Annotated in this window: 11 protein-coding genes and 1 tRNA gene; 7 read left to right on the forward strand and 5 right to left on the reverse strand. The window is 60.4% G+C overall.

The window, feature by feature from the left end; translation table 11 throughout:
* Positions 1-4 precede the first annotated feature (4 nt).
* Both pgi and ACLBKR_RS00585 read right to left on the reverse strand, forming a co-directional pair.
* A complete protein-coding gene (gene pgi, locus ACLBKR_RS00580) occupies positions 5-1630 on the reverse strand; it encodes a glucose-6-phosphate isomerase (protein ID WP_113446927.1) in 1626 nt (541 codons plus the stop codon).
* Positions 1631-1762: 132 nt separating this feature from the next.
* Positions 1763-3478 carry a long-chain fatty acid--CoA ligase gene (locus tag ACLBKR_RS00585; protein ID WP_113446926.1) on the reverse strand — a complete coding sequence of 572 codons (1716 nt, stop codon included), beginning with the start codon at positions 3476-3478 and terminating at the stop codon, positions 1763-1765.
* A 310-nt stretch (positions 3479-3788) separates the two neighbouring features.
* On the opposite strand from ACLBKR_RS00585, the gene ACLBKR_RS00590 reads away from it, so the two are divergent.
* Both ACLBKR_RS00590 and ACLBKR_RS00595 read left to right on the forward strand, forming a co-directional pair.
* Positions 3789-4181 (forward strand): PRC-barrel domain-containing protein, encoded by a 393-nt coding sequence (locus ACLBKR_RS00590; RefSeq protein ID WP_112827761.1) that lies wholly within the window; start codon positions 3789-3791, stop codon positions 4179-4181.
* Positions 4182-4459: 278 nt separating this feature from the next.
* The gene (locus ACLBKR_RS00595; RefSeq protein WP_112827762.1) at positions 4460-5767 is read left to right on the forward strand and encodes a UDP-glucose dehydrogenase family protein; all 1308 of its coding nucleotides are present in this window, start codon (positions 4460-4462) and stop codon (positions 5765-5767) included.
* Between the two features lie 177 nt (positions 5768-5944).
* Here the strand turns inward: ACLBKR_RS00595 and ACLBKR_RS00600 are convergent.
* A tRNA-Thr gene (locus tag ACLBKR_RS00600) sits at positions 5945-6020 on the reverse strand.
* A gap of 136 nt (positions 6021-6156) precedes the next feature.
* Positions 6157-7116: an NAD(P)H-dependent flavin oxidoreductase gene (locus ACLBKR_RS00605; RefSeq protein ID WP_113444334.1), complete on the reverse strand. Its 960-nt coding sequence runs from the start codon at positions 7114-7116 to the stop codon at positions 6157-6159.
* 309 nt (positions 7117-7425) lie between these two features.
* On the opposite strand from ACLBKR_RS00605, the gene ACLBKR_RS00610 reads away from it, so the two are divergent.
* A complete protein-coding gene (locus tag ACLBKR_RS00610; RefSeq protein ID WP_113338343.1) occupies positions 7426-8625 on the forward strand; it encodes a hypothetical protein in 1200 nt (399 codons plus the stop codon).
* Between the two features lie 13 nt (positions 8626-8638).
* Here the strand turns inward: ACLBKR_RS00610 and ppk2 are convergent, their stop codons facing one another.
* Positions 8639-9526: a polyphosphate kinase 2 gene (gene ppk2 / locus ACLBKR_RS00615; protein ID WP_113338342.1), complete on the reverse strand. Its 888-nt coding sequence runs from the start codon at positions 9524-9526 to the stop codon at positions 8639-8641.
* 262 nt (positions 9527-9788) lie between these two features.
* Here ppk2 and phoR point away from each other — a divergent pair, with 262 nt between their 5' ends.
* The 4 genes from phoR (at position 9789) to pstA (ending at position 15278) form a co-directional block, all read left to right on the forward strand.
* The gene (gene phoR, locus ACLBKR_RS00620) at positions 9789-11021 is read left to right on the forward strand and encodes a phosphate regulon sensor histidine kinase PhoR (protein ID WP_414901850.1); all 1233 of its coding nucleotides are present in this window, start codon (positions 9789-9791) and stop codon (positions 11019-11021) included.
* A gap of 248 nt (positions 11022-11269) precedes the next feature.
* The gene (locus ACLBKR_RS00625) at positions 11270-12295 is read left to right on the forward strand and encodes a PstS family phosphate ABC transporter substrate-binding protein (RefSeq protein ID WP_112827767.1); all 1026 of its coding nucleotides are present in this window, start codon (positions 11270-11272) and stop codon (positions 12293-12295) included.
* A 170-nt stretch (positions 12296-12465) separates the two neighbouring features.
* Complete coding sequence (gene pstC, locus ACLBKR_RS00630; protein ID WP_113338340.1) at positions 12466-13953, forward strand: phosphate ABC transporter permease subunit PstC; 1488 nt, start codon at positions 12466-12468, stop codon at positions 13951-13953.
* Positions 13950-15278 carry a phosphate ABC transporter permease PstA gene (gene pstA, locus ACLBKR_RS00635; RefSeq protein ID WP_112827769.1) on the forward strand — a complete coding sequence of 443 codons (1329 nt, stop codon included), beginning with the start codon at positions 13950-13952 and terminating at the stop codon, positions 15276-15278. The genes pstC and pstA overlap by 4 nt, the downstream gene beginning before the upstream one ends.

Below are 15278 nucleotides of genomic sequence, written 5' to 3' on the forward strand. Positions count from 1 at the left end.
GGCCTCAGCCGCGCGCATTTCGAAGAGCGGTGACGAGACCGGCCGTCGAGCTGTCGTGACCGGTTGCTGCGACCTTGCCTTCCACCACCGGCAAAAGGCCGGTCGCCAGTTCCTTGCCGAGCTCCACGCCCCACTGGTCGAACGAGTTGATGCGGAAGATCACGCCTTCCACGAAAACGCGATGCTCGTAGAGCGCGATCAATCGCCCCAGCGCGAACGGGGTCAACTGCTCGTAGACGAAGGTGATCGAGGGACGGTTGCCTGAAAACACCCGATGCGGCGCGAGGAAATCCGCTGTCGCTTCGTCCACGCCCTTTGCCGTCAGCTGCGCCTTGGCCTCGGCAAGCGTGCGGCCGCGCATCAGGGCCTCAGACTGGGCAAGGCAATTTGAAATCAGCAGTTCGTGCTGGTGGCGGAGGTCGGGCTCGAAGCCTTTGGCGGCGATCATGAATTCGGCCGGAATGATGCTCGTTCCCTGATGGATGAGCTGATAGAAGGCGTGCTGACCATTGGTGCCGGGCTCGCCCCAGACGACCGGGCCGGAGGCGCCGGCGACCGGCTTGCCGTCGATCGTCACGCTCTTGCCGTTCGATTCCATGTCGAGCTGCTGCAGGTAGGCCGGAAAGCGCGACAGACGCTGGTCATAGGGCAGGATGGCCCGAGTCGGATAGCCGAGCACGTTGCGGTGATAAACGCCGATCGCGCCAAGCAGCATTGGCAGGTTCTTCGAAAACGGCGCCGTGCGGAAATGCTGGTCCATCGAATGGGCGCCATCGAGGAAGCGGCCGAAATTCTCAGGCCCGATGGCGATCATCAGCGGCAGGCCGATGGCCGACCAGATCGAATAGCGACCGCCGACCCAATCCCAGAAGCCGAAGACACGATCGGCGGAGATGCCGAAAGCGGCGACCTTGTCGAGTGCGGTCGACACGGCAGCGAAATGCGCGCCGACGGCATCCTCGCCGAGCGCCTTCGCGATGAAGGCGCGGGCCGTCTGTGCGTTGGTCATCGTCTCGATGGTGGTAAAGGTTTTGGACGCCACGATGAACAGCGTCGTCTCCGCAGAAAGCTGCTTCAGCGTATCTGCGATATGGGCACCATCGACATTCGACACGAAATGCAGGCGCGGGCCATCATGAAAGGGAGCGAGCGCCAGTGTCGCCATGGCTGGGCCGAGATCCGAGCCGCCGATGCCGATGTTGACGACGTCGGTGACGGTCTTGCCCGTCGCGCCGGTAAGCCGGCCGGAACGAACCGAATCGGCGAACGTTCCCATCGCTGCAAGAACGCCGTTGACGTCGGGCATCACATCGGCGCCGTCAACGATCACCGGCGTATTTGCCCGATTGCGCAGCGCGGTATGCAGCACGGCACGGTTTTCGGTGAAGTTGATCTTCTCGCCGGCAAACATCGCGTCACGCTTTTCCGCGACGCCGGCGGCCATGCAGAGTTCTTCCAGCAGCGCCATGATTTCATCGTTCACGGCACATTTCGAGTAGTCCATCAGCAAATCGTCAAGGGAAGTGCTGAAGCGGGTGAAGCGCTGGGCGTCGGCGGCAAAGGCGGCTCGCAGATCCTCCGCGCGAGTGGCGGCGGCAGTGCTGGTGAGTTTGTCGATGATAGCCTGCATCTTCTTTTCCCTGGTTGGCAAAGATGAGGGCGACACTATTCTGGGGAATGCGCCCGATCAAGGCGCACTCCGCGAGAATGAAACATCGACGGCAGGTATCGGCTCCGCCGGCCGGCCATTGTTGCAAAGACGTTACTTGGCGGCCGAACTGTCGCGGAGCTCGCGCCGCAGGATCTTGCCGACGTTGGATTTGGGTAATTCCGCGCGAAATTCGATGTAACGCGGGCGCTTGTAATTCGTGAGGTTTTCGGCGCAATGGGTCTTGAGCTCGGCCTCGGTCAGAGCCGGGTCCTTCTTCACGACGAAAAGCTTGACCGCCTCGCCGGAATGTTCGTCGGGAACGCCGATTGCCGCGCATTCCAGGACACCCGGATGCATGGCCGCAACTTCCTCGATCTCGTTCGGATAGACATTGAAACCGGACACCAGGATCATGTCCTTCTTGCGGTCCACGATCTTCACGTAGCCTCGCTCGTCCATCATGCCCATGTCGCCGGACCTGAAGAAGCCATCCGGGGTCATCACCTTGGCGGTTTCGTCGGGGCGCTGCCAGTAGCCGGCCATGACCTGCGGCCCGCGGATGCAGATCTCGCCGGTCTCGCCGATCGGCAGCGTATTACCGTCCTCGTCCCGGATCTCGATATCGGTCGAAGGTAGAGGCAGGCCGATCATACCGGAAAACTCGTTGCTATCGAGTCGGTTCACGGTTGCGACAGGCGATGTTTCCGAAAGACCGTAGCCCTCGGTGATCGGGCAGCCGGTCATCTGGAACCAGCGTTCGGCGACGGGCCGCTGTACCGCCATGCCGCCGCCAAGCACCAGAAGCAGGGACGAGAAATCAAGCGATTTGAAGTCCGGGTTGTTCATCAGCGCATTGAACAGGGTGTTCAGACCGGGAAAGATATGGGCCTTGTGCTGCTGAAGTTCCTTGACGAAGGCGGGAATATCGCGCGGATTGGCGATCAGAACATTGTGGCTGCCTGTCGCGACCCCCATCAGCGAATTCACCGTCAGCGCGAAGATATGATAGAGCGGCAGCGCGCAGATGAAGGTCATTACCTCCGGCCGGCCCTTGCTGTTGAACGCCGCCTCGAGCCACAGTGCGATCTGCGCCTTGTTGGCCAGTAGGTTGGAATGGGTAAGCGTCGCGCCCTTGGAAACACCCGTCGTGCCGCCGGTATATTGCAGGAAGGCGATGTCATCGCCCGCGACATCGGACGGCTTCAGCGTCTGGCGAGCGCCTTCCGCCAACACGCGATTGAAGCTCTTGTGCCCGGGAATGGACCAGGCGGGCACGAGTTTCTTGACCTTGCGCACCACGAAATTGACGATGTGGCCCTTGAGGCCCAGCATATCGCCCATGGTGGCCACCACCACATGCCGGATCGGAGTATGGGCGATCACCTGCTGGACAGTCCGGGCGAAGTTTTCAAGGACGAAGATGACCTTGGCGCCGCTGTCCTTCAACTGGTGTTCCAGTTCACGCGGCGTATAGAGCGGGTTGACGTTGACCACGGTGAAGCCGGCTCGCAGTATGCCGTAGACCGTCACGGGATTTTGCAGGATGTTGGGCGTCATCACTGCTACACGGTCACCCTTCTGCAAGCCCTGCGCCTGCAGCCAAGCCCCGATCTTGCGCGACTGTGCTTCCAGTTCGCGATAAGTCATGCCGCGTCCCATGCTGGAAAAGGCGAGACGATCCGCATATCTGGCGCAACTGCTCTCGAAAAGCGCGCCGAGCGAGGCATGGTCCGGGGGAGGAACTTCCGCCGGCACCGTAGACGGATAAGATGAAAGCCAGATTTTTTCCGCTGCCCGGCCGCTATGGCGGCTCGCGAGATCAGACATGTTTACCTCCCGGTCAAAGTTTCCTTCATGCCCGCCCTCCCGTGGCCGGCATGCCCCCTCCTCGACGCGCAAACCGAGCTTATGCCTTTGGTAAGCCGGTTCAAGCCCTCTTAGCTCTATATAACCTTAACGTAAGCGTCAATAAATCTCGTACTCTTCGTCTTTGCCTTGACGGCGGCTTTTCCACGTATTTCCAGTGGTCTCGAGCCGCTGCCGGCGAGAACCAGGCGTGTCTTGCGCGGGTGTTCAAGGAACTCCGGAGCCGCTGGGGCGTTGCCCTGACGTATCGAAGAGAAAAAGGAGGTGCATCATGCTGCACGAAAGCGGACAAACTTCTGGTCGTGACCCCTATGTGAAGGATACCCCGACCCTGATCGCCAGCGACAAGGTGGAAGGCACGGCTGTCTACGGCGCCGATGGCAAGCGTATCGGTTCCATCCAGCGAATCATTCTCGAAAAGCGCGGCGGTCGCGTCGCCTATGCAGTCCTGAGTTTCGGTGGCTTCCTCGGTATCGGGGACGATTACTATCCGCTGCCGTGGGAGAAGCTTACCTATGACGAGGAACTCGATGGATATCGGGTTGACCTGACCCGGGAGCAGATCGAGCGTGCACCGCGCTTCCGCAGCGAAGACCGCGACTGGTATCGCGAAAACGGCCGCTCCGTTTATGATTACTATGGCGTGCCGCCCTATTGGATGTAGGACTTTCACCCTGAAAAGGCCCCGCTTCGGCGGGGTTTTTTTATGTAAAACGGGAAGGCAAAATCCCTTAAGTGACGGAGCAGGAAAGTAACGGGGGCTTTTCGCAGGATGAGCTTGGTTTACGTTTCGCAATGCGGTAAGTGTTAACCGGCAATTAACATTTCTGAGTATCGGTCAGCGGAATGACCGGTTTTCGCGGTCGCTCGCCGGGTCTCCCAAGCCGGCGGAGGGGTCATGCGAGACTGCCATTCCCCACACAAAATCGAGTGGAGTCTGTTGTGCGCATAGCGATTATTGGTACCGGTTATGTCGGCCTCGTTTCGGGCGTCTGCCTTTCTGATTTCGGTCATGATGTCGTTTGTATCGACAAGGTCGAAGAAAAGATCTCCATGCTCAATAGCGGCAGAGTGCCGATTTTCGAGCCGGGTCTTGAGGAACTCATCAAGAAGAATGTCGCCGCCGGGCGTCTGAGCTTTACCACGGATCTCGCCGGCCCGGTCGGCGAGGCGGATGTTGTCTTCCTCGCCGTCGGCACGCCGTCTCGAAAGAGCGACGGTCATGCCGATCTGGCCTATGTCTTTGCCGCCGCCCGGGAGATTGCGCGCGCGGTGAAGGGGTTCACGGTCGTTGTCACCAAGTCGACGGTTCCCGTCGGTACGGGTGACCAGCTCGAACGAATCATTGCCGAAGAAAATCCGGATGCCGATGTCGCCGTGGTTTCCAATCCGGAATTCCTCCGGGAAGGTGCGGCGATCGAGGACTTCATGGCGCCCGACCGCGTGGTCGTCGGCATGAATGACGATCGCGCCAAGACCATCATGGCCGATGTCTATGCAGCCCTCGATCCGCAGAAGCATCCGGTGCTCTTCACATCGCGTCGTACCGCGGAACTGACGAAATATGCGGCAAATGCCTTCCTCGCCCTGAAGCTTGCCTACATCAACGAGATCGCCGATCTCTGCGAACAGGTCGGTGCCAATGTGCAGGACGTGTCGAAGGGCATGGGCCTCGACAGCCGCATCGGCCAGAAGTTTCTCAATGCCGGCCCCGGCTATGGCGGATCGTGCTTCCCGAAGGATACGCTCGCCCTCGTCAAGACCGCGCAGGATCACAACAGCCCGATCCGCCTCATCGAGACGATTGTCGGCATCAACGAGACCCGCAAGCGCGCCATGGCCCGCAAGGTTGAACGCGCCCTGGAAGGCGATATTCGCGGCAAGACCATCGGCATTCTCGGACTGACCTTCAAGCCGGACACCGATGACATTCGCGAATCGCCGGCTCTGGCGATCGTCCAGGCCCTTCTCGACAAGGGTGCCATCCTTCAGGCCTACGATCCCGAGGGTATGCCCGCTGCCCGTGGCTTGATGCCGGAAATCAGCTATCGCGACGGTGTCGAAGACGTTGCGAAGGATGCCGATGCGCTGGTCATCATCACCGAGTGGAAGCACTTCCGCGCGCTCGATTTCGGGAAGCTGAAGTCGTTGATGAAGCAGCCGGTTCTGATCGATCTGCGCAACGTCTACGTACCGTCCGAGCCGCTGAGCCACGGCTTCATCTACGACAGCGTTGGTCGTGCCGATTGACGATGCACGGTCGGGGCGCCTGTGTTCCGGCCCGATCTCCCCGAAACAAGAAGAGCGTCCCACACGGGCGCCCTTTTTGTTTTAGAGATATCGATTCCACGCGGCAGGAACGGACCAGATGAAAACGATCGGACCCGCGCCGCTCAATTTTCAATCTCTCTTTGGTTTTTGGAAAAATGGTGCCGCTTACGTGACTCGAACACGTGACCCCATCATTACGAATGATGTGCTCTACCGACTGAGCTAAAGCGGCCCCTAGGCAACCGTCGTCTCTGCGGTTGCGATATGTCGGCGCTGATACAGGCATCGCGCCGGAATTTCAAGCGGGGAAATCGGTGGTGTTGCGGTTTTCCTCCTGATCGCCGCAACACCTCGTCTTAGAGCAGGTCTCAAAGCGAAAGGCGTGCGCGGGCCGCCTTGTATTCGTTCTCCAGCCGGTCGACGACCTTCGCCACGGGATCAATCGCCTTGACGGCGCCGATGCCCTGGCCGCAGCCCCAGATATCCTTCCAGGCCTTGGCGCCGGTGGTCGCCTTGTCGAAATCCATTTTCGAGGGGTCTGCGACCGGAAGGTTGTCCGGATCCATCCCGGCGGCGACGATCGAGGGTTTCAGGTAATTGCCGTGTATGCCGGTGAAATAGTTGGAATAGACGATGTCGCTGGCATGGGCCTCCACGATCGCCTGTTTGTAGGCATCGCTGGCGCGGGCCTCCGTGGTGGCGATAAACGGCGATCCGATATAGGCCATGTCCGCGCCCATCGCCTGGGCAGCCAGAATGCCGCCGCCGGTGGCGATCGCGCCTGCCAGCAGCAGGGGGCCGTCGAACCATTCGCGGATCTCCTGCACCAGCGCGAAAGGCGACAGCGTGCCGGCATGCCCACCTGCTCCGGCCGCGACTGCGATCAAGCCGTCGGCGCCCTTGCGGATTGCCGAATGGGCGTGACGGTTGTTGATCACGTCATGCAGCACGATACCGCCATAGGAATGCACGGCCGCATTCACTTCTGGCACCGCGCCGAGCGAGGAGATGACGATCGGCACCTTGTATTTGACGCAGAGCATAAGGTCGTGTTCCAGCCGCTTGTTGGAGGTGTGCACGATCTGGTTGACCGCAAACGGGGCGGCGGGCCGATCCGGATTTCGCGCATTATGTGCCGCGAGTTCTTCGGTGATCCGGGCGAGCCATTCGTCGAGTTGGGCCTCGGGCCTTGCATTGAGCGCCGGAAAGGCGCCGACGATGCCAGCCTTGCACTGCGCCAGCGTCAGGTCCGGATGGGAAATGATGAAAAGCGGCGAGGCGACCACAGGAAGCCTCAGGTTGTCGGACAGAACTGGCGGAAGCGCCATGGTAACCTCCCCACTATGACGTTTACGAAAACGTCAATTGTCTACCAGAGTCCTGTCTTCGGGAAAAGGGTGTGGATGCCGGTCCGGCACGTGAAAGCATCGCAAATAAGGCAGGGTCGGATCGGGTATCTTCATGTTCTTTCGATGCATGTCCTTCCCTTGCCGCCCGCCTTCCGGCCGTCGACTTTCTGCCAGGTATCGGTGGGAAGCGAAAGGGCGGGGCTTGCGGATCGGATCGGCACCCGTTACCGAATCGTTAAGAAAACGGGTCTCGGCGGCGTCAATCCGCCTGAAGGAGCAGTATAGCCAGTGAGCGGATTGGAAACGGCCATCAGAAACGCTCTCGAGCGGTCGGATCGCACCAATGCGGAAACCCGTGCCCGCATCTATCAGTCGGCGCGCCAGGCGCTCGAAAGCGGATTGCGCAAGCAGAATGTCAACGATCCCGAAACGATAGCCTATCAGCGTCATCGGCTGGAAACGGTTATTCATGCAATCGAGCTTGAGGAGCGGGCGCGCGTCGACGTTCAGGTTGCGCCGCCTGTGCCCGCGCCTTCAGCCTCTGTCCCCCCGGTCGCGACGCCCCCGGCACCGGCTCGGCCGGGATTGCGCGAGGAACCGCGTTTCGCCGACCATCAGGCCGTTGAACGCCATGCGGGCGAACGCCCCGCCGTCGAGCCCTCCTTCGATGTGGAATCTCCATCGCGGGAGGCAGATCCTTGGCTGGACGATCCGTCTGACAGAATCGAGCCCGAACCTGAAATCAGGGTGGGAGGGGACGTGTCCGCAAGGGGGAAAGGCCCCAAGCTCGATATTCGTCCGGAAGCCGTCGTTCGGCGCCGGCCCCGCCGGGGCTTTTATTCGCGGCTCTTCATATCCTGCACGCTTCTCGCGTCTCTCGGCATGGGTGTCTGGTGGGTCTATACCTCGGGCGTTCTGCTGACTGCGGCCGAGCGGGATACCAGCGTGCCCAATCCTCCGCCGCATGCGGAAGCCGAAGATTTCGACGCGGCCCAGCCGACCCAGGAGCCGAAGGCGCTCGATGCGCGCAGCGGTTTCTCCGACGACTGGATCGAGGTTTTCGAACCGAAGCAGATTTCTGCCATCCGTCCGCGTGGCAATGCCCTGGTCGATGTCGTCACCGCCAGTGACGGCACAGCCGTCCGCGTCCTTTCGCGCAGCGGCGATGCCGATGGCAGCGTGGAGATCACTTTCCCGACGGAGGTGCTGAGGGAAATGGCGGGTCGTACCTCGACCATCGCGCTAACCCTGCAGTCGGCCGATGACAAGCAGGTGCAGATCTCGGTCTCCTGCGAGTTCGATCGGCTGGGCGATTGCGCCCGCCATCGCTTCACCGCAAATCCTGAAAAGACGGACGCCCTTTTCCGGGTGTCGTTCGAACGATCGATTGCTCCGGGTACGCCCGGACGTCTCGTGCTGAATGGCGACCTAGCCGGCACCGGGCGCGGCATCAATCTCTACTCCGTGCGGGTGTTGCCGGGAGAGTGACGCCGCCCGCGGGCTATTTCTTCGACAGGAAATCCGGGCCGGAACCGATGATTTTCCGATCGATCTTGCCGATCTTTTCCTCGTCGCGGTCCTCGTAGTCGATCGATAGCAGGATGTGCCGGATAACGTTGAGGCGGGCCCGCCGCTTGTCGTTCGCCTTTACGATTGTCCAGGGCGCATACTCGGTATGGGTTTCCTTCAGCATCCGGTCGCGCTTTTCCGTATAGTCGTCCCATTTGTTGAGGGCGGCGATATCCATCGGTGACAATTTCCAGACTTTGAGCGGATCGTGCCGGCGGTCATGGAAGCGTTCCAGTTGCATCTTTCGGCCGATATCCAGCCAGAACTTGAAGAAATGAATGCCGTCCTGTTCGATCAGTTTTTCGACGCGGGGCGCCTGTTTCAGGAAATCCTCGTACTGCTCCTTGGTGCAGAAGCCCATGACGGGTTCCACGCCGGCGCGGTTGTACCAGGAGCGGTCAAACAGCACGAATTCTCCGCTTGTCGGGAAATGCGAGACATAGCGCTGGAAATACCACTGTCCGCGCTCGGTCTCGGTCGGTTTGGTGAGCGCGACGACCCGGGCGGAGCGGGGATTCATGTAGGAGAGGGTGGCATGGATGGTGCCGCCCTTGCCCGCGGCATCACGGCCTTCGAGCAGCGCCATAACCCGTTTGCCGGTCTTCTGTTGCCAGAATTGCAGCTTCACCAGTTCGATCTGCAGTTTCTCCAGTTCGTCCTCGAACTCTTCCTCGTCCATCTTCTTGTCATAGGGAAATTCACCGGAAGCGAGGGATTCGTCGTCGATCCATTTTGGCAGTTTGGGATCGTCGATGTCGAAGATGCGGCTTTCCCCGTCGATGACAAGCGTGACGGCACGGCTTTCCTGTCCGGTTTCCATATTCTTTCCTCTCCCGGTTCGGCGACGATGCGATCGTAATCCGCCAAAGGGACATATTTGCTGCGTTGTTTCAAGATCTTGCTGAAATAACCCCGCGGGTTCGCCGCTGTCGTGTTCAGTCATGGGGATAACCGGGGCGAATGATGGCGGCCCCCGCATAGATCTGTCATGAATCGGCGATATCACGGTTGTTTGATGATCGGCTACGCATCCATCAGGCGAGGTTTTTGTGGCAGAAAGTTCATTCGAGTGGCGCAGGCTCCTGCGGCGGATGCGGTCCGGCTGGGCTTACCTGCTGGCGGCCGTGCTGATTTCCGTCGCCGCCTATCTGTCCGGCGCCGATCCTGTATTTGCCGTCATTCTCCTCGTCCTCGGCGTTCTGGCCATCCTGGTGCAGAAGGGCGACGAACAGGCTGAGGTTTCCTTCGTCGCCCCGCCAGAACATGTTGCGGACGAGGCGGAGGACGACGAGCCGGTTTTGCCTGTCATCTTGTCAACGCTCTCCGCATTGGACCTGCCGGTCTTCATCATTGGCAGGGACGGCATGCTGCGAGGGCAGAATTTCGCGGCGGAAAAAGCCTTCGGAACCCTCTCCCCAGGGCAGCATATCTCCGCGCGCTGGCGCTCTCCGAGCATTCTCGACATGGTGCGGGAGACGATCGCGACAGACGAGCCGAACCAGATCGAACATTCCGAACGGCTTCCCTCCGAACGGGTCTATATCGTGCGGATCGCCCCAGTGCCGCAGTCTGCGGAAAAGGGCGGTGAAGCACTCTTCCTTCTGTCGTTCAGGGACATTTCGGAGCTGCGCCGGCTGGACCGCATGCGCAGCGACTTTGTCGCCAACGCGAGCCACGAGCTTCGCACGCCGCTCGCTTCTTTGCGCGGTTTCATCGAAACGATGCAGGGGCCGGCGCGCGGCGATCCGAAGGCGCAGGAGCGGTTTCTGGCAATCATGCTTGAACAGGCCAACCGAATGAGCCGGTTGGTGGACGATCTTCTCTCGCTTTCCCGGCTGGAGCTGAAAGCCCATCTGGCCCCGGACCAGAAGGTGGATCTGGTGCCGGTGATCGGCCACGTGCGGGATTCCCTGACCCCCCTGGCGAGGGATCTCGATGTCGAAATCCGCCTGCACTTGCCGGAAGATAGGGTCGAGGTTCTGGGGGATCGTGACGAACTGGTCCAGGTCTTCGAAAACCTCATCGAAAACGCCTGCAAATACGGGCAGGAGGGGCGTGTCGTCGATGTCTATGTGCGCAATCCGCAAGGTGGTCCGGTCGAGGTCAGCGTTCTGGATTTCGGCCCCGGCATTCCAGCCGAACATGTTCCGCGATTGACGGAAAGATTCTACCGCGTCAGCGTCGCCGACAGCCGGTCCAAGAAAGGCACCGGTCTCGGTCTCGCAATCGTCAAGCACATCCTGACACGGCACCGCGCAAGGCTCATCGTCAAGTCGGCCGTTGGCGTGGGTACGGAGTTCACCGTCCGCTTCTGAAGGCTCGCCGCCGTCCGCCTCGCCCGGTCGGGTGAAATGTTGCAGCGGTTGACACAAAAACCGCGTCAAACGCCCCCGAGACATAATAAAAACATTAAATATCAATAGGTTGATATGTCATAAATGTTTCATCGAACTGACATAAAAGGGTGGGTGAACAGGGTCTAAGAAGGGCCTGCCGATCGCGACGACAATGAATGCCGTTGGCGGTCGCATCGACACACAAGCCCACTGACGGGAGATTTTGTATGAATATCCTCAAGATTTCGGTTGCAGCCCTGGTTGCCTCCGTCGCCTTCGCTGGCGCCGCTGCTGCTCGCGACCAGGTGCAGGTCGCTGGCTCCTCGACCGTTCTGCCCTATGCCAAGATCGTCGCTGAAACCTTCGGCGAGACCTTCTCCAACTTCAAGACCCCGGTTGTTGAGTCCGGCGGTTCGTCCGCAGGTCTCAAGGAATTCTGCAAGGGCGTTGGCGCTGAAACGATCGACATTGCCAATTCTTCGCGCAAGATCAAGGATTCCGAAGTCGAGGCCTGCAAGGCTGCCGGCGTGACGGAAATCCAGGAAGTCAAGTTCGGCTATGACGGTATCGTCTTCGCCGTCGATGCTTCCAACAAGGATCTCGCGCTGACCCCGGCCGACATCTACAAGGCTCTGGCCGCTGAAGTCGTCGTTGACGGCAAGCTGGTTGCCAACCCCTACATGAAGTGGTCGGAAGTCAACAAGGATCTGCCGGACGTTGAAATCGCAGCCTTCATTCCGGGCGAAAAGCATGGCACCCGTGAAGTCTTCGAAGAAAAGGTTATGGCCCACGGCTGCAAGGACACCGGCGCACAGGACGTAATCAAGACGCTGGTCGACGAAAAGACCGCGCCGAAGAAGTGCATTGCTGTTCGCAAGGACGGCAAGGCTGTCGATATCGACGGTGACTACACCGAAACGCTCGCTCGCATCGACGCCAACAAGACCGCTGTCGGCGTCTTCGGCCTCTCCTTCTATGAAAACAACGCCGACAAGCTGAAGGTCGCCACCATCAGCGGCGTCAAGCCGAGCGTTGAAACCGTCGCTTCCGGCGAATATCCGGTTTCCCGCCCGCTGTACTTCTACGTCAAGAAGGCCCACCTCGGCGTGATCCCGGGCCTGAAGGAATACGTTGAGTTCTTCCTCGACGATCAGATGGTTGGCCCGGAAGGCCCGCTGGCTGCTTACGGCCTGGTACCGGCCCCGGATGCAGAGCGCGAAGCCGCTCGTACCCAGTTTGCCGAAGGCAAGTAATGAGAATTCCCGGCGCGGCGCTTTCGCCGCGCCGGTTTCTTTCGTGAATACTGTGGCCGTCCCGCTAATGCTCCGGCCCGGGCCGCTGGCCCATTTTTTAAGTCGTGATCAGGTGAAACTTCGAGCAACGGACGCATGGTGGTCAGGCCTGCAGGTCCGGGGAAGTGACGATGAGTACATCTCTTCTGCTGCTGATAGTGATCGTCATAGGCATCGTCGCCTATGTGATCGGTTCCTCGAGAGCCGCAAGTCTCGCTGCGGGCAGGCCCTCCAGCCTTCATTCCCGTTACGGCTATCATGGCGCATTTTCCGCGCTTGTTGCCATATTGCCCGCCGTTCTGCTGCTGGCCGTCTGGGCTGCAGTCACGCCGGCCATGGTCGAAAGCCGCGTCGCCGCGACTTTTCCGGAAGAGGTCAAGGCGCTGCCCGAAACGACGCGCAACCTCAACTACGGCATGATCTCGTCGATTGCGAACGGTCTGCGTCGGCTTGACGAGAACGGACGTGCTGCGGTTGAAACTGCAGCTCCGGCCGAGATACGCGCGCTGCTCGCAGAACGCGGTGTCGCGATCGCCGATGATCCGCAGCCCTACATGGTGACGGCCGCGAAGGCGATGATTGAGTTCGCCGACACCAATCGTCTCGCCATGGTCGTCGCCGTGATAGCCGTCGCCGTCATCGGCGCAATCGTCAGCCAGCGCCTGATCGCCCCCCGTTTCCGCGCACGCAATCGCGTCGAACAGATGATGCTCATCGGCCTGATCGTCGCATCGTCGATCGCGATCCTGACGACCGTCGGCATCGTGCTGTCCATGCTGACCGAGGCGATCCACTTCTTCCGCATGGTTCCGGCCTGGGAGTTTTTCTTCGGAACAGTGTGGGACCCGCGATTTGCGGCCGCCGGTTCGACGGACTCCTCCGGTCAGTTCGGCCTGCTGCCGCTTCTGCTGGGCACGCTTTACATCGGCTTCGTCGCCATGCTGTTTGCGGTGCCCGTCGGCCTGTTTTCAGCCATCTACATGGCCGAATACGCGACCCCGACGGTCCGCTCCATCGCCAAGCCGCTGCTGGAAGTCCTGGCAGGCATTCCGACGATCGTCTACGGCTTCTTCGCGATGACCACCGTCGGTCCCTTCCTGCGCGACCTTTCGGCTCAACTCAGCGGTCTTGCGACCGGCAACTATGTCAGCTTCATTCAGGCGCAGAGCGTTCTGACCGCCGGTTTCGTCATGGGCATCATGCTCATCCCATACGTTTCCTCATTGTCGGACGACATCATCACCGCGGTTCCCCGCGCGCTGCGTGACGGTTCGCTCGGCCTCGGCGCCACGCGGTCGGAGACAGTCAAGCGCGTCATCCTGCCGGCTGCTCTTCCCGGCATCGTCGGCGCCTTGCTGATGACCGCATCCCGCGCTATCGGCGAAACCATGATTGTGGTGCTCGCCGCCGGCGTTGCTGCCCGCATGCAGCTCAATCCGTTCGAACCGATGACCACAGTGACCGTCAAGATCGTCAACCAGCTCACTGGCGACCTCGAGTTCACCTCGCCGCAGACGCTGGTGGCTTTCGCCCTCGGCATCACGCTGTTCGTCATCACGCTTTGCCTCAACATCTACGCGCTCTACATCGTGCGCAAATACCGGGAGCAGTACGAATGAGCCAGGTCGTCACCCCCGCCTCGACTGCGGTCTCCGGCGCCGCCAGAACCTCCGGACGCCGCGATATTGGCATCAAGCGCCGCTATGCCGCAGAACGTCGTTTCCGTGCCTATGGCGTTGCCGCCATCGCCTTCGGTCTGCTGTTCCTGTTCCTCCTGCTGTTCTCGGTCGTTTCCAAGGGCTATACGGCTTTTGAACAGACGATGATTACCGTTCCGATCGAGTTTTCGGAAAAGGTCATCGATCCGAATAACAAGCGGGCAGAAAACCCGAATGTGTTGCAGATGGCGAATTATCCGCTTCTGGCAAGGGATGCGGTCGCCAAAGTCCTCGGTGTCGATACGAGTGATCGCGTCAAGGCGCGCGCCGTTCAGGACATGCTGTCCGACAGCGTTCGCGTGGCATTGCGCGATATGGTTCTTGCCGATCAATCGCTGATCGGAAAGACGGTTCCGGTGACCCTGCTTGCCAACGCCAACATCGACTCCGCCTACAAGGGCCAGATCGATCTGTCGGTTGCCGAGCAGAACCGCAAGGTTTCCGACCAGCAGCTCGCATGGATGAACCAGCTCGCCGAAAGCGGCGCGCTTGCCGGGCACTTCAACACCGGCATTTTCGTGAACGGCGCATCGAGCCGTCCGGAAGCGGCGGGTGTCGGGGTGGCACTCATCGGTTCGGCCTACATGATGCTGATCGTCCTCGTGCTTTCGCTGCCGATCGGTGTCGCGGCTTCGATCTACCTTGAAGAGTTCGCCCCGAAGAACCGCTTCACCGACCTGATCGAAGTGAACATCAACAACCTTGCTGCCGTCCCCTCGATCGTATTCGGTCTTCTTGGTCTTGCGGTGTTCATCAACTTCATGGGCCTGCCGCGTTCGGCCTCGATTGTCGGCGGTCTCGTGCTGACGCTGATGACCTTGCCGACCATCATCATCGCCACGCGTGCGGCTTTGAAGGCCGTGCCGCCGTCGATCCGCGCTGCCGCGCTCGGCCTCGGCGCTTCGAAGATGCAGACGGTCTTCCATCATGTGCTGCCGCTTGCCATGCCGGGCATCCTGACCGGCACGATCATCGGCCTGGCGCATGCTCTCGGTGAAACGGCACCGTTGCTGCTGATCGGCATGGTGGCTTTCGTCGCCAACTATCCAGGTACGCCGCTCGAGCCGTCGACCGCCCTTCCGGTGCAGATCTACCAGTGGGCGAACGAGGCGGAGCGTGCTTTCGTCGAACGTACATCGGGAGCGATCATTATTCTGCTCCTGTTCCTTCTGGTAATGAATGTGGGCGCAATCCTGTTGCGGCGACGCTTCGAACGGCGCTGGTAG

The organism is Paenirhizobium cremeum (genome assembly GCF_047553425.1).
Lineage (GTDB): Bacteria > Pseudomonadota > Alphaproteobacteria > Rhizobiales > Rhizobiaceae > Allorhizobium > Allorhizobium cremeum.

Coding starts and splice junctions, on each gene's coding strand:
- pgi (WP_113446927.1), bottom strand. CDS start 1,630: ATGCAGGCTATCATCGACAAACTCACCAGCACTGCCGCCGCCACTCGC.
- ACLBKR_RS00585 (WP_113446926.1), bottom strand. CDS start 3,478: ATGTCTGATCTCGCGAGCCGCCATAGCGGCCGGGCAGCGGAAAAAATC.
- ACLBKR_RS00590 (WP_112827761.1), top strand. CDS start 3,789: ATGCTGCACGAAAGCGGACAAACTTCTGGTCGTGACCCCTATGTGAAG.
- ACLBKR_RS00605 (WP_113444334.1), bottom strand. CDS start 7,116: ATGGCGCTTCCGCCAGTTCTGTCCGACAACCTGAGGCTTCCTGTGGTC.
- ppk2 (WP_113338342.1), bottom strand. CDS start 9,526: ATGGAAACCGGACAGGAAAGCCGTGCCGTCACGCTTGTCATCGACGGG.
- ACLBKR_RS00625 (WP_112827767.1), top strand. CDS start 11,270: ATGAATATCCTCAAGATTTCGGTTGCAGCCCTGGTTGCCTCCGTCGCC.
- pstC (WP_113338340.1), top strand. CDS start 12,466: ATGAGTACATCTCTTCTGCTGCTGATAGTGATCGTCATAGGCATCGTC.
- pstA (WP_112827769.1), top strand. CDS start 13,950: ATGAGCCAGGTCGTCACCCCCGCCTCGACTGCGGTCTCCGGCGCCGCC.